The 19,625-nt window shown below is 67.1% G+C and carries 15 protein-coding genes; 8 read left to right on the forward strand and 7 right to left on the reverse strand.

The features are described 5' to 3' along the window. Positions 1–19: 19 nt before the first annotated feature. A complete protein-coding gene (locus BLW41_RS00560; RefSeq protein WP_093115256.1) occupies positions 20–2,524 on the reverse strand; it encodes a hypothetical protein in 2,505 nt (834 codons plus the stop codon). Between the two features lie 297 nt (positions 2,525–2,821). Here BLW41_RS00560 and BLW41_RS00565 point away from each other — a divergent pair, with 297 nt between their 5' ends. The 3 genes from BLW41_RS00565 to BLW41_RS00575 are packed head-to-tail and all read left to right on the forward strand — an operon-like array spanning position 2,822 to position 5,413. Further along, complete coding sequence (locus BLW41_RS00565; RefSeq protein ID WP_342741406.1) at positions 2,822–3,559, forward strand: glycosyltransferase family 2 protein; 738 nt, start codon at positions 2,822–2,824, stop codon at positions 3,557–3,559. Continuing rightward, positions 3,556–4,326 carry a class I SAM-dependent methyltransferase gene (locus BLW41_RS00570; RefSeq protein ID WP_177169213.1) on the forward strand — a complete coding sequence of 257 codons (771 nt, stop codon included), beginning with the start codon at positions 3,556–3,558 and terminating at the stop codon, positions 4,324–4,326. The genes BLW41_RS00565 and BLW41_RS00570 overlap by 4 nt, the downstream gene beginning before the upstream one ends. Positions 4,327–4,360: 34 nt before the next feature. Beyond that, positions 4,361–5,413 (forward strand): class I SAM-dependent methyltransferase, encoded by a 1,053-nt coding sequence (locus BLW41_RS00575; protein ID WP_093115262.1) that lies wholly within the window; start codon positions 4,361–4,363, stop codon positions 5,411–5,413. A gap of 27 nt (positions 5,414–5,440) precedes the next feature. Here BLW41_RS00575 and BLW41_RS00580 read toward each other — a convergent pair whose 3' ends face one another. Together BLW41_RS00580 and BLW41_RS00585 are read right to left on the reverse strand one after the other, a co-directional pair. Next, positions 5,441–6,391, reverse strand: a complete 951-nt coding sequence (locus tag BLW41_RS00580; protein ID WP_093115263.1) for a hypothetical protein — start codon at positions 6,389–6,391, stop codon at positions 5,441–5,443. Between the two features lie 22 nt (positions 6,392–6,413). Further along, a complete protein-coding gene (locus BLW41_RS00585) occupies positions 6,414–7,523 on the reverse strand; it encodes a glycosyltransferase (protein ID WP_177169214.1) in 1,110 nt (369 codons plus the stop codon). 221 nt (positions 7,524–7,744) lie between these two features. On the opposite strand from BLW41_RS00585, the gene BLW41_RS00590 reads away from it, so the two are divergent. Beyond that, positions 7,745–8,554 carry a glycosyltransferase family 2 protein gene (locus tag BLW41_RS00590; protein ID WP_093115267.1) on the forward strand — a complete coding sequence of 270 codons (810 nt, stop codon included), beginning with the start codon at positions 7,745–7,747 and terminating at the stop codon, positions 8,552–8,554. A 60-nt stretch (positions 8,555–8,614) separates the two neighbouring features. Here BLW41_RS00590 and BLW41_RS00595 read toward each other — a convergent pair whose 3' ends face one another. Further along, positions 8,615–10,309 (reverse strand): glycosyltransferase family 39 protein, encoded by a 1,695-nt coding sequence (locus tag BLW41_RS00595; protein ID WP_177169215.1) that lies wholly within the window; start codon positions 10,307–10,309, stop codon positions 8,615–8,617. 171 nt (positions 10,310–10,480) lie between these two features. On the opposite strand from BLW41_RS00595, the gene BLW41_RS00600 reads away from it, so the two are divergent. After that, positions 10,481–11,824: an ABC transporter ATP-binding protein gene (locus tag BLW41_RS00600; RefSeq protein WP_093115271.1), complete on the forward strand. Its 1,344-nt coding sequence runs from the start codon at positions 10,481–10,483 to the stop codon at positions 11,822–11,824. Continuing rightward, positions 11,821–12,762 carry an ABC transporter permease gene (locus BLW41_RS00605; RefSeq protein ID WP_093115273.1) on the forward strand — a complete coding sequence of 314 codons (942 nt, stop codon included), beginning with the start codon at positions 11,821–11,823 and terminating at the stop codon, positions 12,760–12,762. Before BLW41_RS00600 ends, BLW41_RS00605 begins: the two co-directional genes overlap by 4 nt. A 28-nt stretch (positions 12,763–12,790) precedes the next feature. Here BLW41_RS00605 and BLW41_RS00610 read toward each other — a convergent pair whose 3' ends face one another. The 3 genes from BLW41_RS00610 to BLW41_RS00620 are packed head-to-tail and all read right to left on the reverse strand — an operon-like array spanning position 12,791 to position 17,318. Beyond that, positions 12,791–14,110, reverse strand: a complete 1,320-nt coding sequence (locus BLW41_RS00610) for a TylF/MycF/NovP-related O-methyltransferase (RefSeq protein ID WP_093115275.1) — start codon at positions 14,108–14,110, stop codon at positions 12,791–12,793. Beyond that, on the reverse strand, positions 14,107–16,926 hold the full coding sequence (locus tag BLW41_RS00615) for a rhamnosyltransferase WsaF family glycosyltransferase (protein WP_143038489.1): 2,820 nt from the start codon (positions 16,924–16,926) through the stop codon (positions 14,107–14,109). Before BLW41_RS00615 ends, BLW41_RS00610 begins: the two co-directional genes overlap by 4 nt. Further along, positions 16,923–17,318, reverse strand: a complete 396-nt coding sequence (locus BLW41_RS00620) for a hypothetical protein (protein ID WP_093115279.1) — start codon at positions 17,316–17,318, stop codon at positions 16,923–16,925. The genes BLW41_RS00615 and BLW41_RS00620 overlap by 4 nt, the downstream gene beginning before the upstream one ends. A gap of 191 nt (positions 17,319–17,509) precedes the next feature. Here BLW41_RS00620 and BLW41_RS00625 point away from each other — a divergent pair, with 191 nt between their 5' ends. Both BLW41_RS00625 and BLW41_RS00630 read left to right on the forward strand, forming a co-directional pair. Beyond that, positions 17,510–19,054: an O-antigen ligase family protein gene (locus BLW41_RS00625; RefSeq protein WP_093115282.1), complete on the forward strand. Its 1,545-nt coding sequence runs from the start codon at positions 17,510–17,512 to the stop codon at positions 19,052–19,054. A 117-nt stretch (positions 19,055–19,171) separates the two neighbouring features. Continuing rightward, positions 19,172–19,624 (forward strand): hypothetical protein, encoded by a 453-nt coding sequence (locus BLW41_RS00630; RefSeq protein WP_143038490.1) that lies wholly within the window; start codon positions 19,172–19,174, stop codon positions 19,622–19,624. Position 19,625: the final 1 nt, after the last annotated feature.

Here is a 19,625-nt window from a genome sequence, read left to right on the forward strand (position 1 = left end):
CGGGCGGCCGCAGGCTCGCTCAAAACCACGCGCGAGGCCCCGAGGAGACGGGCCGGCGGACCCCTTGGGATGCCGCGTTTCGCCCGGCAGCGGCAGCGCTGTGCCCCACCCCTGTTCGCCTCGTCGCGCCCGCATCATCGGACAGAACAAGAACGTGCCAGCCGCCCGCGGAGGCTACGCGGTGCCAGCCGAAGCGCGTGCCGATCGAGCGAAGGGCGAGGGCGCGCAGCGTGTCGGGGCGCAGGGCGCGCACGATCGCGGACGTCGAGCGGGAGCGGTGATGCCGCGCGGCGGTAAGGAGTGACAGCCCGCGCTCGTCGACCATCAGACGATCGCCGGCACGCAGGTCAGCGAGGTAACGCTGCAAGAGACGCTCAATCTCCGAACCGGGGCGCTGCGCTACGTAACTGTCGCTGATACTGAAGGAGAGCGGCAGTCGGTTGCGCTTCCCGGCTCGAAGTAGTGTCTCGACTGTGCGTACCGGTTCGCCGAGCACAAGCGCTTGCTCGGTTTCGGGAAAGAATCGCCGCAGAAGTACTGCTCCGATACCTGCCGAGGGGTCGACCGGCGGGAAGTCGCGGATGAGCCGTACATCGCGGCCGAGATCTCCCGCACCGAGCAGCCGTCCGCCGAGGCTTCTCGGTGCGGAGTCGACGACGCGCGGCCAAGCCGCCGCCACCGCCAGCGAACTGACCACGCAAACCGCGATGGTTGTGACCAGACGGAGGTCCCGGCGCGCTTGCCAAACGGAAGTTCGAGCGGCCAGTTCGAGCCAAATCGCCGCGGAGAGCACGAACGGGTGAGCGACGTACACGATTACGTGCTCGAGCGACCGATCGACCATGTAGTAGAAGGTGCCTAGGCCGTAGGTAGAGAGCGCGAACAGGGCTCGATACGGCGAAGGGTCTCGAGCCAGTGCGTGGCGTGCGTCGCGCGCTACTACCGCCAGCACCGTGGCCTGCGCGACATAGGCGGCGCCAAGGGCAACACCGGGAGACCACTTCGCAAAGTCGTAGGTGAGCTCGCTCAAATCGCCTGCGAGGAAGGCACGCAGGAACGCCAGGTACAAGGACCAGCGCGGCAGCTCCCCGGCGCTGATGATCGTGTAGGCGACGAGCGCGAGATGCCCCAGTGCGACACACGCCGCCCACAGCCTGAGCGCGTTGAACGCGTATCGCAGTGCAGCGCTACGGCACTCCCCGGCCGCAAGCTCGAACAGCGCAAAGGCGAACCAGGAGATGGTCGTGAGCGCAAAAGTCTCGAGCGACCAAACGGCGCTCACTGCAAGCGTGACCACTAGCGTCGTCCGCGTTGCCCATCGCGGCGCGTATCCAGCCCGGTCCAGGACAACCGCGCAGATCAGGACCAAGGGAAGACCGAAGCGATAGAAGCCGTCTTGCACGATCGTGCCGACCGGGAAGGTTCTCCCCCAGGCGAGCACGACGACGAAGAACGAGAGTGCGGCAAGACGAAAGCCGAGCCGCACCCCAGCCGCCCACAGGAGCAGCCAGCCCGCCACTAGCGCCAAAGACGTGAGGACGCCGTCGAAGATCGCGAGCGAGTCGATCGAGCCGCCGACCGCGCGGAACCAGGCAGCCAGCGCGATCACACCGGCGACACCGTATTGGGAGACAGTGTCGACGAGCATCCTGCCTCCGTGGACGAGCTGGTTGGCCGGGCCAACGAGGTAGGACGCGTGGAGCGCCACGACCGAGCCGTACACCGCAGGCGACAGCCCGGCCCCGGCCTCGCCAGGCACGAACGCGTGGAGATTGATGCCGGCCAGCACGAAGGCGGCGGCCGTGATCGCAGCGAATCGGCGCGAGCGGCGTGCGCTCGCGGGTACCGCCGCGGCCTTAGTACACGCCGCGCTTGTCAGCAGCCCGGCAACGGTGAGACCGCAAACCAGCATCGGCAACCAGCGAAAGGCCGAGGATCTGGCGAACGCAAGAACCAGGCCGAGAGCCGCAACCTCAAGGGCGACGAGCGCCCGCGTGGAGACATCCGCCGGCTCCGCATCGCGGCCGGTAGACGAGGTGCGCGCCCCAGAGCCCGACTTCGTCGTCGGTCCGCCCCTCTGCAGGTAGACGAGTCGAACGCCAAGCGCCGAGGCCCACGCGGCGAGACCGAGCAGCGGGAGTCCGTCAGCGCGCGCCCAGCCGGCGATCGCGAGTACCCGGTAGCCGCAGATCGGCGCCGCCGCCGCCAATCCCCAGAGCGCGATCTCGTCGAAAGCGCCACGACGCCCGCGCGCGGCGACGAGCACCCGCGCCCAACGCTCGCCGGCAACTACCGCGAGCGGCGCGAGCACCACGAGCGTCGCTACGTAGAGGAGCGATTCGGCAGTCTGGCGTTGCCGTAAGCCGCCGGCACCGAGGATGCCGGGGAGTGGCTTCGGCTCGACGAGCCCCGACATCGCAATCGTCGAGGCAGCTCCCGTGACCAGCAGCAGAACGAGCGCGGCGAGCCCGGTCAGCGCCGCCGCGCGCGTCGACCCGTGAATACCTTGCGGCGGTCGCGTCATGTGGGATCGAAAGAGGGGTCCGTTCCGCCCTGGCCCGGCAGCAGATGGCCGTACTGAGCTCCGAGGCGATCATCGTAAACCCACCTTGGCGACAAGCACACCTTGCCGAGCGTCCCGTCTCATGGCAACATCGACACCGAGTCGCTGGTGATCACACCACCGGCTAGGCCCCCGCATCAAGCACCCATGAGACGCCCCCGCAGCCATCTTGCGCCGGCTCGAAACGCGGTTGCCCGGCTTGGACCACACGGGCCGAGCGGCGAGGCGCGTCGGCTGCTTCCGGGCAAGGTTGTTTGCGTGTTGCCGGCTCGCAACGCAGCGCGTACCCTCGCCGACACGGTCGCGCAGATCCCCCGCGAGTGGGTCGACGAAGTTGTGCTTGTCGACGACGGTTCTAGCGACCGCACGATCGAAATTGCCCGCTCGATACCACATCTTCGCGTTGTGCACCATCCCCATAACGCCGGATACGGCGCCAATCAGAAGACTTGTTACTTGGAGGCGCTGAAGTTAAACGCGGATGCGGTGGTGATGTTACATCCCGACGGCCAGTACGAGCCCACGCTGATAGGTGCGATGGTTGCGCCCATACTTGCTGGTCAGGCAGATCTCGTTCTCGGGTCCCGACTCGCACGACCAGGGATGGCAAAAGCCAACGGTATGCCCTTGTGGAAAATCGTTGCGAACAGGATCTTGACAGCGATTCAGAACACAATCATGGGAACCACCTTGACCGACGCGCACACTGGATATCGTGCTTACTCCAGACGACTCCTGACGACTGTGCCCTGGCTTCGTAATTCGCTCGACTTCAGCTTCGATTCCGAGCTGCTCTATCAGGCTGCGCACTTCGGCATGCGCATTTGTGAGGTTCCGGCTCGTGGGCGTTACTTCGATGATGCCTCTTCGGTTGGTTTCAAGACGGGCGTCATCTATGGGTTGAAAACACTTTGGACGGGCTTTCGCCTGTTGCTACACCGTCGCGGATTTGTGCCTTCGAAGAAGTTCACCCTCGATCCGGTCGCGCAATCGTGATCACCAAGGAACGTCCAATCATCACGGGCGAGCGCGCTGTCACAGCCGAGGGAGGTTTCAACCCCTCTTGGCAGCGCCACAACGTGGAGTACAAACTCGCTGCCCGCTTCTTGCCCGACGGCGAGATCGTCGACATCGGTTGCGGGGTCGGTCACGGCTGCGAGCACCTGGCCCCCCGGCCATCGGTGGGTGTCGACATCGTCCCAGACGTGCTCGCAGGGCAGCCACGTCCGACCGTGGTCGCAGACATGCGTGCCCTACCGTTCCCATCCGGGCGCTTCGCGGGCGCGATTTCGGTGCACGCGATCGAACACGTCCCCGACCCGGAGCGCGCGGCAGCCGAGATGCACCGAGTGCTCGCGCCCGGCGGCGTCGCTGCGGTTTGGACGCCGAACCGATTGACGTTCGGGATCCCTGACGAGATCATCGATCCCTATCACTACGTCGAGTTCGCACCCGACGAGCTGCAGCAACTCCTGGCCGAAATCTTCGATCGGGTCGAGCTCTATGGGCTATTCGCGTCGGAGCGGTACATGCGGATACACATCCGCGAAAGGAGGCGGTTGCGGCGTCTGCTGGCACTCGATCCGTTGGCACTGCGCCGGGCGATACCTCGTACCCTGCGCCAGCGTCTCTACGACTGGCAGCTCAGCCGCGCGCGGGCTCAGCCCGATCCAGACGCCGCCGCAATCCGCGAGCACGATTTCTTCCTAGCCTCAGAGCGACTTCACGAGTGTCTCGACGTGCTTGCGGTCTGTCACAAATGACCGACCTCACGCAAGAGAGGAGCCTGAGCGACCAGTGACGAGCCCCGGCGAAACAGCCACGCGACCAGCAACCGACATCACGCTCTACGACCTCGACCCGTACGCGCACGACCCGACGCGGTGGGCCACTTCGATGGCTCATCACGCGGAGCTTTTGATTCCCTGCCTCGAGCTCGTCAGGCCGACTCGTATCGCTGAGATTGGTGCCTTTGCTGGTGACTTGACACGGCTCTTGATCCGCTGGGCGGAGGAAGCCGGCGCGAAGGTGGAAGCGATCGACCCAGCACCACAGCCGTCGCTGGTCGAGCTCGCGGACTCGAGCGAGCGGTTGGAACTCGTCAGGAAGACCAGTCTCGAAGCGCTCCGTGAGCGTGAGCTGGCCGACGCAATCGTGATCGACGGCGACCACAACTACTACACGGTCTCGCGCGAGCTGGCGCTGATCGCCGAGCGCGGCGGGCAGAGTGCGCTGCCGCTACTTTTCTTTCACGACCTCTGCTGGCCGCACGGACGCCGGGACGACTACTTTGACCCAGAGTCGATACCGCCGGAGTATCGCCATCCCTTGGTCGGTGAAGGTCGCGGGATCTTTCCGGGCGATCCAGCCACTCGGATCAACGGCCTGCCCTACCCCAAGTCAGCGGCCCACGAGGGCGGTGAACGCAATGGGGTGCTTACCGCGGTCGAAGACTTCGCGGCTGCACAGTCGCACGTGCGGCTCGCCGTGGTGCCGATCTTCTTTGGCTTCGGCGTTATGTGGGACGTGCGGCAGCCATGGGCTGAGGAGCTTGAGCGGCTGCTCGCGCCGTTCGACCGCAACGCCATGCTCGCACGTCTCGAACGGAACCGCGTGTTGCAGCTCGCCCGGCAGCACGCCTACCAGGTCGAAATCTGGCGGCTGACCGAGCTCCTGCAGCGGCGGGAACGAGTGCTCAGACGTCTTCTGGAATCGCGTGCCTTCGCAGTCGCGGAGAAACTCTCCCGCCTGCGCGCCCGGCTGGGAATCTCGCGGGAAGTATCCGTCGTCTCACGCGAGGAGGTGCGCCACGCGCTGGCGGGCGAACCACGCCCCACTCCCGAGCGATGACGCTTTGGTGCACCCGCGGAACGACTTCTAGCCGGCCTTCCCGCGTGACGCGCCGCGGAGAGGCGGGCGCCGCTTGGCCTGGCGCTCGCGCCGTTGTCGGCGGCGTGTGTTGAGGCGGCGCAGCGGCTCGGTGAGCCGCCAGGAAAGACTTCCGTAGATTCGGTCGCGCTCCTGCTCGAGCGGTCTAGCGGCCGCGTTGACGTGCAGCAGTCGGGTGTGAGCGGCGGACCGCGCTGCCTCCCGCTCGGCCTCCGCAAGCCAGGCACGCTCGCGCCAGTCGGCCGGCTCCGTGCGACCGAAGCCAAGCTGACCCTCCCATTTCTCGGCCAGTTGGATGTGGGCCCTGATCCAAGCTGGGTCGCCCTCCTCCACAAATTTGAGACCGCCGTAGAAAGCGACGGAGGTCTTCACGACCACCACCCGTTTGCCCTGGGCTCGTGCCTGCAGGCAGAGATCGAGTTCGCAGCCAACGCTGTTCTCCAAGCCCTCGTCGAAGCGCAGGTTGTTCACCGCCCAAGGCGAAAGGAACACCGCGCAAGGGTCGATGGCCTCGACCTCCGCGGGAGCCGAACGCGGGTTGAAGACCTCCCACCGCTGCACCTCGCCGCCCCCGTGCTCCTGGTAGCGCAGGCGCACGTCGGCGCTCACGACGGCGCCGTCCCACCAGGCCAGGCTACGGACCCCGCAAGCTCCGGCACAGCCCGCAATCGCTATGGAACCGTCGGCGAAGGCCTCACGCAGCTTCGCGAGGAGTCCCTCGTCGAGCAGCTCGCAGTGCGGGTGCACGAGGACTAGGCCTTCCAGTTGATCGCCGGCCCGCGCGGCAAGGTCGAGGAGAAGGTTCCAACTGCGGGCGCGGTTGCGCATTGCTCCGACTAGGTGGAGCTCTGAATCGGGCTCGCGGGCGCGTTCGATGCCGTTCGCCGCGTACCGCTCGAAAGCCTCGACGTCCTCAATCGCGCAGCCGAATGCGATCACCGGGACACCTTGTAATCCTCGTTCAAAACCGCCCAGCCCATTCGCTCATCGAAGTTTTGTCGCGGTCCGCACGCGCCCCCGCCCAGCCGTTTTCGGCAAACCCCTCGGCACCCGCGGCGAGGTCACCCCTCGCGACCCCTGAGCTGGCAGTCTGTTCAGTCGCCGACGAGGGGGCTACAGAGTGCTCGCGGATACCGGACGTGCCTCGGTGAACGGTACGTCTCCATGCGCGCGAAAGCCGCCGCAGGAGGAAGCGGGGTAACCGCAACGGTGCAGTCAGCCGCCAGCCAATGCTCTCACGCGCGCTTTTGATCGCCCGCTCCAGGTCGTGAAGCATCGCTCGACCTTCCAGGACGTTCGCGTACCCGACCGCCCGCGCTAGGTCACGCTCAGCCTCGGCGCGGCGCGCGCGTTCCTTCCAGGTACCGGGCCCCGTCCCGACACGTGGCATCCGGCCGTACCACTTGCGAACGACCTTGACGTTGGCCTCGATCCATCCCTCGAGGTCACTGACGAGGTCGAGCGAATGGTGGTGGATCGCCCGGAACCCCACGGCCAAGACCTTCTTTCCGGAGGCGCGAACCTGTAGACAGAAATCGAAGTCGTATCCGTGAAAGCTGCCGAGCGAAGGGTCGAAGCGAATGTTGCGCACGACCCACGGCGACAGGCAAAGCAGAAAGCCGTCGACGCTCTCGACTTCCCCGTCACACGAATACGGAGACTCATCGCCGCGTTCCCAGGAAAAGCCCGCAACCGTGCCCCCGCCGTACTCCGGGTATTGGTGCAGGAAAGCCGCGAGACGGACCGACCCCTCCCACCACGCGATGGTGCGCACGTCAAGCGCCCCCACACAGCCCACTACACCGACCGCCGGATCGGCCTCGAGCACCCGGCGCAGTCGCTGGCAGAAGTCGGCGTCGACGATCTCCGTGTCTTGGTGCAGCAGGACCAGCGCTTCGAGCCCTTCAAGAGCAGCAGCCTCGTCGAGCAGCGCGTTGTAGCTCTCGAAGATCGTGCCCGCACTCGGTCGCGCGAGGACCACCGAGTCTTTTTCGGCCGCGCGCTGGATCCCGGGCAGCGCGCAACGCTCGTAGACCTCTCGGTCGGTAATCGATACTCCAAAGGCGATCATCGGGAAGGCTCGCGGCCACCCCCGTCGACGGGACAGAGGGGCGGGGTGAATCGATAGGGGCAGAGCGACGATAGACGGTGCCAGCGCTCGCGCGCAAGCCAGCGGCGCGCTAGGCTCGAGGCCCGTTGCGCGAAGCGGCCCTCGGGCCATAAGCTTTCGCGCAGAGAAAACCGCTTCGTCACGCGCCGACTTTCTTTCCTAGCCCCCTCGAGGCGCACCTCATGTGGAACGGTCAAACAGTCTCGGTGGTTTTGCCCACCTACGCCGAGCGCCTTTCGATTCGGAGGGTCATCGAAGCCTTCTTCGAGACCGGCGTGGTCGATGAAGTCGTCGTAATCGACAACAACGCGGAGCCGGGCACTCGGGAGGAGGTAGCGGCGACGCGGGCACGGCTGGTCGTCGAACCGCGGCAAGGCTACGGGCACGCGATCCGGCGCGGGTTGCTCGAGGCAGACGGCGAGCTGGTCGTCGTGACCGAGCCCGACGGCACCTTCCTGCCGCAGGACATATCCAAGCTCCTGGTCTACAGCGACGAGTGCGATGCGGTGTTCGGCACGCGCACGACGCGCAACTTCATCTGGCGAGGTGCGAACATGCCGCCGCTTCTGCGCTGGGGAAACTGGGGCGTGGCGAAGCTCGTTGAGGCCCTTTTCAACACCAACCACCTGAGTGACGTCGGCTGCACGTACAAGCTCTTCCACCGGGACCTTGCACGCCACATAGCGCAGCATATGGCGATTGGCGCGAACCACGCCGCGATCGAGATCATGCTGATCACGATCACGAGCAGAGCGTCGTTCATCGAGCTGCCGGTGAACTATCTGCCGCGAGTAGGTCGCTCGTCAGTCACCGGGAATCACCTGGTAGCAATCGGTCTCGGCCTACGGATGGTTCGTGAGGTCCTGCGGTACCGCCTCAGGGGAGGCGCACCCCCGTATCGTTCGGAACGACGACCGCCGCTAGCCCCCTTGGTGGAGCTGCCGCGCGCGAGCGAGACTCACAAGCGCGCGGTTGAGCAGACAACCAACTAAGCCGCTAACGGGCGACTGCCCGCGCGCTGCGCTGTCGCTCTCGCACAACGGCGCGACCTTCTAGCTCCCGGCCTTTCGCCCACCAGCCAGCGTATGCCCTGCTTTGGCATTCGTTCTGCGCAGTACTACGAGCACCGGTCGCGCAAATCCACGCTCGGCGCGATCGACGAAGACCGCGCGCAGGCCCAGTGAACGCCATTGGCGAGAGGGATCAGCAACCCTGCGCACGCGCGCCCTAAAGGGCCCTGATGCGCTCTTCGGAAGCGACTGCATAAAGAGGAACACGCGCCCCCGTCGCGATGTATGGATGAGCGCTCGCGCCAACGCATCCCGCAAGCTGGGGCGGTGATCGAACAACCCGAAGGGGCGGTCGCGGACCTCCGGAGCGCCAGCGCGGAAGGTCGGCAGCGACGGGTGCGGCAGGGTATCGAGAACACTCGGCGGCCCCGGGCTCAGGATGGCCGTGCCATCGACGATGGCATCGCCGACGCGCGCTTCCCTCCTCAGATGTTCTGCGAGCGGGCGCACCTCCGGCCTACCCTGCTCCCCGAGCGCAGTCAGCGCGCCGCTAAGCACGAAACACCCGCAGATACCCGCTGCCCCGATCGCGCGGGTGAACCCGCGCAGCAGAAACGGGACCGAACCGAGCAGCACAACGAGCGCGGGATAGGACGCTGCCAGGTTGCGAGGTCCGTACACGTGTGTACCGACAAGGGATACCGCGAGCGCGAGGACCGGGTTGGCGAGCGCGAGCATCACCGTCAGCGCCACCAGACGCTGTCGCTCCCTGCTTAGGGAAAGCAGGTGCCGCCGGACTACGAGACCGAAGAGGGCGACCGCAACACCCACCACGAGCAACGCGACCCCCACCGCCCCGGGTATCGCGGATACCGGCACGACCGCGTAGGGATAAGCGAACGACCAGTGCAGCCAATAACGGGTCAGGTTCTCCAGATCGAGCGGTGTGAGGGCGTTGAGCAGCGGTGTAGTCCACGAGTTTTGATCGGCGATCACCCCCGGTATCCAGGGCGCAAACAGCACTGCCGCCCCGAAATTCGCGATCAGGGCAGTCCGCAACTGCGACCGTTGGAAGGCAGCCAGCCAAACTAACTGCGCGAAGAGGGCAAAGGCGGCCGTGTAGTGGCTGTACATGGCGGCGGCCGACGCCAATGCGTACCCGGCCCAGTAGACGCGCCGCCGCCGGCGGACCGCCTGAACTAGGCAGACCGTGCTAGCGGTCACGCACAGCATCATTAGGGCATAGGCGCGCGCCTCCGCCGAGTAGTAGATGAGGAAGGGACTTGCAGCCGCAAGCACGCCCGTGGCGAAAGCGGCACCCCTTCCGGCTAGAAGACGCGCCCACCAAACGACGAGCGGCAACAGCAGCATTCCCGCGACAAGCGACGGCAAGCGGAAGAAGAGCGGCTCCTTGCCAAGCCAAGTCGACACACGCGCGAGAACGAAGAACAGAGGGGGCGTGATCTCCGCGTCCGTCTTGACGAGGCGGACGACGTCGAGCACCGACGAAGGGGTCGTGACGTCCCAGTACGTCGCGAGTTCGTCGCCGAAGAGATCGTCGCCGGCGACCCTCAATCGCCACCAGCCAGCGACGACGAAAACAAGCCCGATCGCACCCCAAAAGAGGACCGGGCGCGCTTGCCGCAAGCTGGTGCCAATGCCCGTGGTTGGTGAGCCGTCGCGTACCGCGCTCGGCCTGTCTGGGGCGACCTCGGCTAGCTGGCCGTGTAACTCCACCGACGCGATGCTAAAGGCGCTCGGTGGCCGAGGGAAGGCTGTTTGGCAAGCCCCCCGGACGGCGGGCCGGCCGCTGGCGGGCAGAGCGGTGCGTTGCGAGCAGCACCGCGGCCCTCTAGGTTCATCGGCGAGCATGCCCACTAGCCCCCGCTGTCGACTTCAGCTGCCGCGATGAACACGCCCGTCGTGATCGAGGTTCGCGACGTCGCGAAGACGTTCTTGGTCCCGGAGCACCGCGTGGACACTCTGAAGGAGCGCGTAGTGCGCCCCTTCCGCCGCATCTCATACCGGCGATTCGAGGCGCTTAAGGGCGTCTCGTTCGACGTTTACGACGGTGAGTTCTTCGGGATCGTGGGGCAGAACGGCTCGGGCAAAAGCACGCTCCTAAAAATCCTCGCCAACATCTACAAGGCCGACCGCGGTCGTGTGCGCGTAGCCGGCCGGGTGGCACCCTTCATTGAGCTCGGCGTGGGCTTCAACCCCGAGTTCACGGCAAGCGAGAACATCGAAATCAACGGCGTCTTGATGGGGCTCACCCGTCGCGAGGCGCGACGGCGCGCGGATCGCATCCTGGACTTCGCAGAGCTCCAGGAGTTCCGCGAACTCAAGCTCAAGAACTACTCGTCCGGGATGATGGTGCGCCTCGCCTTCTCGATCATGGTCGAGGCGGACGCCGACATCATGCTGATCGACGAGGTGCTGGCGGTCGGCGACGCTGGTTTCGCGCAGAAGTGCATGGACGTTTTCCGCGCTCGCAAGCGCGCGGGCAAGACGATCGTGCTGGTGACGCACGACATGGCGACCGTCCAGTCGATGTGCGATCGCGCGCTGCTGATCGACGTCGGCGAGGTCCGCTACGTGGGCGATCCGGAGGAAGCCGCTCGTCGTTACCTACGTATCAACTTTCAGCGCGGGAGCAATCGCAGCGCAGCGGGCGAACCGAGCGACCCAGCCACCGGCGGGGAGCGCATGCGGGTGGCGGTCCCCCAAACCAACGTCCGTCTCGCGTCGGCACGCCTGCTCGTCAACGGCGAAGAAGCGCGAAACGTCGAGGAAGGCGCGAGCTTTCTGATCGACGCACGCCTGCGCGCTGAACGGGAGCTGAAGGACCCGTTGTTCGGGCTCCAGGTCTTCAACGACGAAGGGATCTTGATCGCCCGACCACCGCGCTGGAGGCTGCCGGAGCAGCAACGAGCGAGGAAAATTGCAGTCGACGAAGAGCTAGCCGTGCAGATCGAACTCGAGAACCCGTTCGTCCCTGGCCGCTACTCCGTCGATCTGTGGGTCGCAGAGGAGCGCGGTCGCGACGAGATCGCCGTGCAGCCGCTGCGCCTGATCTCGTTCGTCGTTTACGGCACCGGTGAGCGCGAGGGAATCGTGCGTCTGCGCAGCCGTTGCTCGACCGAGTTGGGGCAACCGCCGACCGGATCGCACGAGATCGGGCCGACCATGACATCGGCTTCGCCTGCCATGCCCACCGCCTCGCCGACGGACGTCGAAGACGGGGTGCTATGAGCGAACTCAGCGACACACCCTTGACGGAGACAAAGGAAGCGGTAGTCCGCACCGACTGCTCGCAAAACGGCGAGCGCAGTGCTCGCGATGGCCACGCAGCGCGTCCTCCACTAGCACTGCGTGACGTCAACGGCCCCTCAGCACTGAGCGGCGGCTGGCGTCGTGCTCTTCAGCTTCTGTGGTTGCTGTCGGTGCACGACTTCAAGAAGGCCTACTTCGGCACGGTTCTCGGCTACGTCTGGTCGGTGATGCGGCCGCTGCTTCTCTTCTCCGTTCTGGTGGCCGTCTTCACGCAGGTGTTCAGGGCCGGTTCGGGCGTTCCCCACTATCCGGTGATCCTGCTCCTGAACATCGTGTTGTTCACGTTCTTCTCGGAGGCCACGACCGCGGCCGTCGGCTCGATCGTCGCTCAGGAGTCTGTCGTTCGGAAAACTGAGTTTCCGCGTGCGGTGATCCCGATCGCCGTGGTCCTGACGAGCCTTTTCAACCTCGGTCTGAACCTCATCGTGGTGTTCATCTTCATGCTCGCCTGGGGACTCGAACCGCGCCTCCAGTGGCTCGGCCTGATCCCGATCGTGATCGCCCTGTTCTGGCTTACCGCGGCGGTGGCGATGATCCTCGCCTCGCTCTACCCGCGCTTCCGCGATACGGCGATCATCTGGTCGGTGCTGAGCACCGTGCTTTTCTACGGCAGCCCGGTCCTGTATCCGGCCGAGATCGTGCCCAGGCCACTATCGCACTTCGTTCAGGCGAACCCGTTCGCGCCCTTGCTCGAGTACGCGCGCGTGTGGCTGATCGACCCCAGCGCACCGACCCCGCCCGAACTGGCCGGCGGCACCGCCTGGCTCGTAATCCCGTTCGCCTGTTTCCTGGGCATCGGGGCACTCGCGATCTGGATCATGAACCGCGAAGCGCCCCGAATCGCCGAGCGCCTCTAGAGGCTGCGTCGGCACGCAACACTGGAGCTCAACGTACGTGTCGGAGCACCAGACTCGCGGCCCGGCGCAGCCGCCGGGTGATTCTCCGGCCCAGCGCGCCTTCGTATTTCTGGCAACGCTGCTCGAGCTCGCCCAGCCGCTCGCGCAGACCAGTCAACTCAGCGTTCAGGGCGTGAGTTCGCTCGCGCATCCCCGCGAGCTCGGCCTGCGCACTCTCGAGACTCAAGGTCAGCTCCGCTTCACGCGCCGTCGGTATCCGCGGGGTGGGGGCCAGCTCGAGGCCGTAGCGTGGGTTCACCACGCCCTGGAGCTCACCGAGCTGCTCCACCGCGTCCTCGAGAGGCAGGTCCGGCGGGCGCACCGGCTCCCGCCCGGGGCCGCTCCCTTTGCGCCAACGAACGCAAGTCCAGTCGACCCACTCGATGCGATCCTCGATCCCCCGCGCGGCTCGGAACTCCTCGACCGCGGCGCGGCACTCCTCGACCCAGCCGTAGTCGTCGATGATCACGAAGCCTCCCTCCACCAAGTCGTCGTAGAGGGCTTCTAGTCCCGTGCGCGTCGCCGTGTAAGTGTCACCGTCGAGGCGTATAAGCGCCCAGCGGCGCGAGCCCTTTAGCCGCGGAAGTGTCTCTTCGAAGAAACCCTCGATGAACTCGAAGCCTTCCGTGTAGCCGAAGCGAGCGAAGTTCTCGCGCACTTCCGCTGCGGAGACCGCGAGGTATTCGATCTCGCGGAGCATTCCTTCGAGCCCAGCGCTGCGACCAGCGGATGGTTCGCCCTTATCCCGCCTGAACCCCTTGAACGAATCGGCGACCACGACCACTCGATCACCCTCGATGCCATGGGCAGCAAGCGCCGCACGCATGAACAACGCCGCACCGCCTCGCCACACCCCGGCTTCGATGAGATCTCCGGGCACTCGTTCATTCGCGATCGTCTCGATGCACCGGTCGAGATCGTCGAGACGCATCAGCCCTCCCATCGAGATCCCGTTGTACGGCCAGTCCATGCCGATAGCTCGGATCTGTTTGAGCTCGCCCCGCAACTCGCGACTAAGAACGCCGCCATCTGGCGTCGGCAGAACGGTCAGCGTCGTCGGTCCGATCAAGTCGCAGATGGTGAGTTTCAGCAGGTCCAGGTAGGCGCGGCGTAGGCTCGCGGGATCACCAGCCGCTGGGGTGGACGCGAGCGGACGTGTGCAGCGCAGTCTCGCAAGCGCGTCGATCACGCGCCGCGCATGGCGGTCGGCGACCGCTCGCGGCGGTGCGCCGCCAGCCGCGCCGACAGCTTTAGTTGTGCTCTCCGCTCCCTGCCGCCCCGAATCGGATCCCGCGCGCCCTTTCATCATCGAACCTCCTTGCCGACGCCCATCGCGGACTGCACGGCGGGGACTGCGCGCACGCCTTTAGCTTCGCTCGTCGATTGCCCTCCGAGCTCGCGTTCCAACTCGAGGATCTGGGCGACCACGGCGTCGGAGAAAGCTTCCTTGCGTCCTCGCGGCCAGCTCACAGCAAGCGCGCCCGCGACCCGTGACCGCGTGTCTTCGACCCGCCGGCACGCCACCGCAATCGCCTGGGCGAGGGCGTCCGGCCGCGCGTCGGCGGCCATCAGGTTGGGCGAGATCGCGTGCAGGCGCTCTGCCGTCTTGGTCTCGAACGTGTTGGTCACAACGACCATCCCGGAGGCTGCCATTTCGATCGGCACGAGACTCGGGTGAGGTGTGTACATGAGCGCCAAACCGAGATCGTGCTCACGCAGCACTTGAGCGTAGGAGCGCTGGTCGCAACGCATCCCGACTCGCAGCTCGACGCCGCGGGCGATCTCGATCGACCGTTCGCCCTCAACCGACCCGATCCCGTGTAACTGCCAGGACCCCTCGTCGAAGGCGCCCCGCCGAGCTGCCTCGACGAGGGCGAGCACACCGAGCTCGTACATGTTCCGCGCGGCGTGCGCCTCCGGACGGGCATAGAAGAGCAGACGCCGCTCGCGCCGCGCGGCAAGTTCGCGCTGGGTTGGCGGGGTGACTGGGGTGATCGGGTTGCAAAAAGCGAGCGAGCGCCGCTCCCCTGCAGCGTCACCAGCGGCGAAAACTCCAATCCGACGCTCGCGAAACCAATCCCGGAGAAACTCGGTCGAGAAGAGAGCGGCGTGAGGAAGCTCATAGGAGGCGGCAGCGAGCGCTGCGTGGCTGCCCATCGGGAAGGTGAACGGCTCGTACTCCTGGATCAGGTACAGAAACCCCTGGCCCTCGCGGCCGAGTTCGCGCAGAGCGGCATGGGCTACGTGCGCCGTCCACCAGGTGGTTGCGACGAAGCCGTCGCGCGGCGACACGCGCAGGGCCTCGCTCTCCCGACCGAAGGCGAATTCAACGCGCTCGTCGATGCCCTCGAGCCCTGGGTACGAAGCGAGCCTGCCACGCCAATCGCCGGGCAACGGTGGCTGCGGATCGACCGTGACGACCCGCACCCTCCGTCCGTGCTCGGCGAGCGTCAGCGCTAGCGCGAACTTCGTCAGGTAGCCACCGAACAGGTGCTTGAGATCGACGTGGGGAATCAGCAGGTTCAACCGCTCCGGCTCACCATCGGACACCGCTAGTTCGAGCGGGGCGATCTTCGCTGCTAGGGCACCGACCGCTGGGTCGCGGAGCTCACGTCGCCCAGGCTGCTGAACGAGGCGTGCGGGCGGGGCGGCGTCGATACGGCGAATCGGACGCGGCCGCTCGCTGGCGCCAGGCACGAGAGCGGCGAATCGCCGCCAAAGTAGCGCCAGCGCGAGCCCCAACTCGGCAGCGAGCGTGCGCGGACGTCCGAGCAGCTCGCGCGCCGCACGCAGCCAGAGTCGCAGCCAAGCGAAGGACGACCGCTCCGCCCGCGCCAGCAGCTGCAAGGCCCGCCGGTCGCGCAGCGAGAGCTTGCGTCCAAGCCGCTGCTCGAGGATCGCGGCCAACGTCATCAGGCGGCAACAGTCGACGAAGTAGGTGAGTCGCCAACGGTGAAGACGTTGGCGCGGGTCCTCGCGGAGGCGGCGCAGGCGCGCGCCCAGAGAGGGCATGTCGTTGGCGCGATCGTGCCCGAGCACCGCCGCGCCGTGCTGGACGTAGTCGGAGAGCGCCTCCGGCAGGTAGGCGACCCCGCGCCGCACCCGCGCCACCAGCGCCAGCCAGTGGTCGTGGAAGTGGGCGAACTGACGCGGTGGAAACGGCAGCGCGACATCGAGCAAGTCGCGGCGGAAAAGCGAGGCAGCACCCGTCACGCAGTTGGCGAACAGCAAAGCGGCCAGGTCTCGATGATCGTTGTCGCGCACGCTCCAATAGGTCGCGGCTAGCTCGCGACCCTGTTCGTCGACGATCCGTTGATCGCTGTAGACAAGGTCGTTGTTGCCGATCGCCGCCAGCAGCCGTTCGAGCTTGTCTGGCTGCCAGCGGTCGTCCTGATCGGCCAAAGCCACGAACTGCGCCTCGCGGGGAACCAGGCGCAGCGCGCGCTCGAAGTTGCGATAGAAGCGCAAACGCTCCGGCGAAACGCTGAGGTGGAAGCGCGGATCGTCGGCGATCAGCTGCTCGATAACGCGCCGGCGCGCCGGACTCGAGCGATCGTCGCTGATCACGCAAACCCAGCGCCGGTATGTCTGTGCGCGCAGCGACTCGATCTGTTTGCGCAAGAGCTCAGGAGGCGGTTCGTAAGTCGCCATCGCGATCGCCACCAGCGGAGCGTCGCCCGTCTCCCCGACGTAGTCGCCGAGGTTCGCCCACTCCGACAGCGGCAGCGGCGTCGCGAGCGGGGTGCCTACCGCGACCGTGGCCAGCCGGGCCGTCGCACTCCGCCGGTCGGCGGCTCTCGCGGCGATCGCGATCTCGACCTTCTCGCCCGGCGCGCGTGGACCGATGCGGGCGATTCCCCAGAACCCGCTGCGATACGAGTAGGGCTCATCGGGGTGTTGGTCGAGGACGTCGCGCCGCGGCGCGCGAAACGCGAGCAGGGGCTGCGGCTGCCCGTCGACGAGCAGGTGGAGACCGGTCAGGCGCGCTTCGCGCGCGAAGCACCAACCGCCTACGAACAAGGCGGTACCGGCACCCACCTCGACCTCGTCCGGAAGCGGCCAGTCGAGCCCGCAGCGGAGCGTCAGGCCGCCGGTCTCGAGCGTTGGACGCCCTCCGCGGCTCACCGCAGAGTGCGCCAAGCGTAGGGGTCCGCGCGGCGCAACGCTCGCATCAGCTCGGGAACACGACGCGGTGCCACACCGCGTGCCACGAACACCAGCGCGACCAGCGCCTCGACGTTGTAGGGCTCGTCACGCACCACCGCATCGAGCAGTCGGTAGGCGGTGCGAGGACGCCTTTCAAGAACCGCGAGCACCGCGCGCGTGATTTCCGGCGAACGGTCAAGCAGCAGACGGGATGCCGTGCGCGCATCCGCCGACGCGCGACGCAACGAAGCAGCGGTAGCCGGGGCTTGCCCGCGACTGATCGCGTTTACGGTCGCTTCCGCGGAGCGCTCGTCGCGCACCCCGATGAGGCCGCCTCCGAGGGCGCCGGCGACACCGAGGGCAACAGCCACAGCGAGTGCCCGGACGGCGAGCGACGGCCCGCACCGGGGCTGTGGTCGCCCGTCGGACGCGGAGGGTCCACAGGGATCGCGGTCTAGCGCGGTGGGGGCCGCCGAGCTTGGCATCGCAGCGAGTCTAAGCGCCTCTCCCAGCCCGGGGAAAGTCATGCGACCAGACGCTCCGCGCCCTTTAGGCTGGCGGCGTGACGCGCCTCGCCCCATTCGTCGCCGCGATTGTCGCCTACGCCGCTGCGATCGGGCTGGCTTTCTTCTCCGGTGGCTTCTTCGATGACGCGCGGCTGGTCGCGGGCATCGTCGTCTGGTTGACGGTCGCCTTCGTGATGGCCTTCGGCGAGCGCCCGCTGCCGCGCTCGCGGACAGCGTGGCTGGCGATCGGCGCGCTCGCAGCTCTGGCCGCATGGACACTAATCTCGCTCGCTTGGGCACCACTCGCTGGACGCGTCGAGGACGACGCCCAGCGACTCGCTCTCTATCTGGGGTTCTCGCTGCTCGCGTTGTTCGCCTGCTCTGACGCGCGCTCGCGGCGTTGGCTCGAGCCGCTGCTGCTAGCGGGACTGGTCGCCATTTGTCTGGAGGGCCTCAGCGAGCGCCTGCTCCCGAGTCTCTTCCAGCTCGATCGCAGCCAAACCGCGGCTGGGCGTCTCGAACAGCCGCTGACCTACTGGAACGGCATGGGCATGGTCGCCGCTTGGGCATGGCTGCTCGGCGCGCGCATCGCCGGCGACGGCACGCGCTCGCATCCGCTGCGGGCCGTCGCCGCCGCCTCCACGCCGCTCACCGGGCTCGCCCTCTACCTCACGTTCTCGCGGGCGGGCATCGCAGCGGCCGCCGCCGGTGCGGTAGTGCTGCTGGCGTTCGCACCCAACGGTCGTCAGCAGCTCCGAGCGCTCGCCGCTGCGGTCGCCGCCGCGACCCTCGCGAGTCTCCTCGCCAACGAGCTGCCGACGGTGCGCTCGGCTACGCCCGGCATGGTCGGGGACCCGGGTGACGGAGCACTAATGCTGGGGGCTTTGCTGGCGCTCGGCGGCGCAACCGCTCTGATTGGCGTTTCCCCGAGGTCGACGGGAGCATCGGAGCGTCTGCGCCTACCGGTCGGCCGAGGGGTAGCGGTGCTGGCCGGTACCGGCCTCGCGCTCACCGCCGCAGCCGTGGCCGTGGCCCTCTCCGACGTCAGGCCCACCGCTCAGTCGCCGGTACGCGGCGCCAACCCCCAGCGCCTGGGCTCGATCGACACGAACCGTTACACGTACTGGCGCGTCGCCGTCGAAATGGCGGCGCGCGAACCCGTGCGGGGTGAAGGATCCGGCAGCTTCGCCGCCGTCTGGCGCGCTCGGGACAACCGCCCGGACCGCGCATCCGACGCGCACTCGCTGTATCTGGAGACGCTTGCGGAGCTCGGGATCGTCGGTTTCGCTGCGCTCGCGAGCTTCATCGGCGCGCTACTACTCGGCGGCGCGGGTGCGTTGCGCAGACACCCGGCGGTTGCGGTCGGCCCGACCGCCTTGCTGGTGGCCTGGTTGGTGCACGCCGCGGTCGATTGGGACTGGGAGATGCCGGCGGCGACCCTCCCCGCCCTGTTCGCCGGCTGCGCACTCTTGGGTTGGTGTCCCGAGGAGCGCGCGCTGTCCGCAAATCGGCAACTGATGGACGCAAGCTACGACGACGCGACTAGCCAGCCACGAAGCCCGCGAGCGGTCTCCCCGGCCGCCACCGCACCGGATCGCTGACTGAGTCGCTTAGCCCGAACGGCGGGATGTGGTACGAATGAGGACGTGCCCCCAACTTCGGAGTTTTCGCTTCGCCTTCCCAGGCGCCGCCTGACAGCTCTGGCCGTGCTTGCAGCGGTGCTTGCCGTTGCGGCACAATCTCCCGTCACCTGGGCGCAAAGCGCCGGCGACGAGCAGTACGCCGACCCCTTCCAGCAGGCCCCCCAGAAACCCGCGAAGAAGCCGGCCCGGCCCAACGCGTCGCGGCCGCAAGTCGGCGGGCAGCGCGTCACGGGCGGAGTCGGAGGCAGCGGCACCAGCGGGCGGCAGACGGCGAGCCCGGTCGCACGCTCGACGCCGCCGGTGGCCGGAACGGTCGGCACCGGCGCGGCCGGCAGCTCAGGGAGCGCTGGTTCACGCGGCAGCGCCGGCGCTGGCCACGCAGCTGCGCCCGTTAACTCGCACACGCAAGGCAAGCGTGAGCTGGCACGCACCGGCTCGCCGGTGTTGCCGATCGCGCTCAGCGGGATCGGCGCGCTGGCGCTAGGTCTCTCGCTGCTTCGCGGCCTCAGGGTGCGCCGCCAGCCGTAGG

Source organism: Thermoleophilum album, assembly GCF_900108055.1.
In the GTDB taxonomy this organism is placed as follows: domain Bacteria; phylum Actinomycetota; class Thermoleophilia; order Solirubrobacterales; family Thermoleophilaceae; genus Thermoleophilum; species Thermoleophilum album.

Bases quoted from the DNA above. Each gene is read 5' to 3' on its own strand.
- BLW41_RS00560 (WP_093115256.1), bottom strand. From the start codon at position 2,524: ATGACGCGACCGCCGCAAGGTATTCACGGGTCGACGCGCGCGGCGGCG.
- BLW41_RS00585 (WP_177169214.1), bottom strand. From the start codon at position 7,523: ATGATCGCCTTTGGAGTATCGATTACCGACCGAGAGGTCTACGAGCGT.
- BLW41_RS00590 (WP_093115267.1), top strand. From the start codon at position 7,745: ATGTGGAACGGTCAAACAGTCTCGGTGGTTTTGCCCACCTACGCCGAG.
- BLW41_RS00600 (WP_093115271.1), top strand. From the start codon at position 10,481: ATGAACACGCCCGTCGTGATCGAGGTTCGCGACGTCGCGAAGACGTTC.
- BLW41_RS00605 (WP_093115273.1), top strand. From the start codon at position 11,821: ATGAGCGAACTCAGCGACACACCCTTGACGGAGACAAAGGAAGCGGTA.
- BLW41_RS00610 (WP_093115275.1), bottom strand. From the start codon at position 14,110: ATGATGAAAGGGCGCGCGGGATCCGATTCGGGGCGGCAGGGAGCGGAG.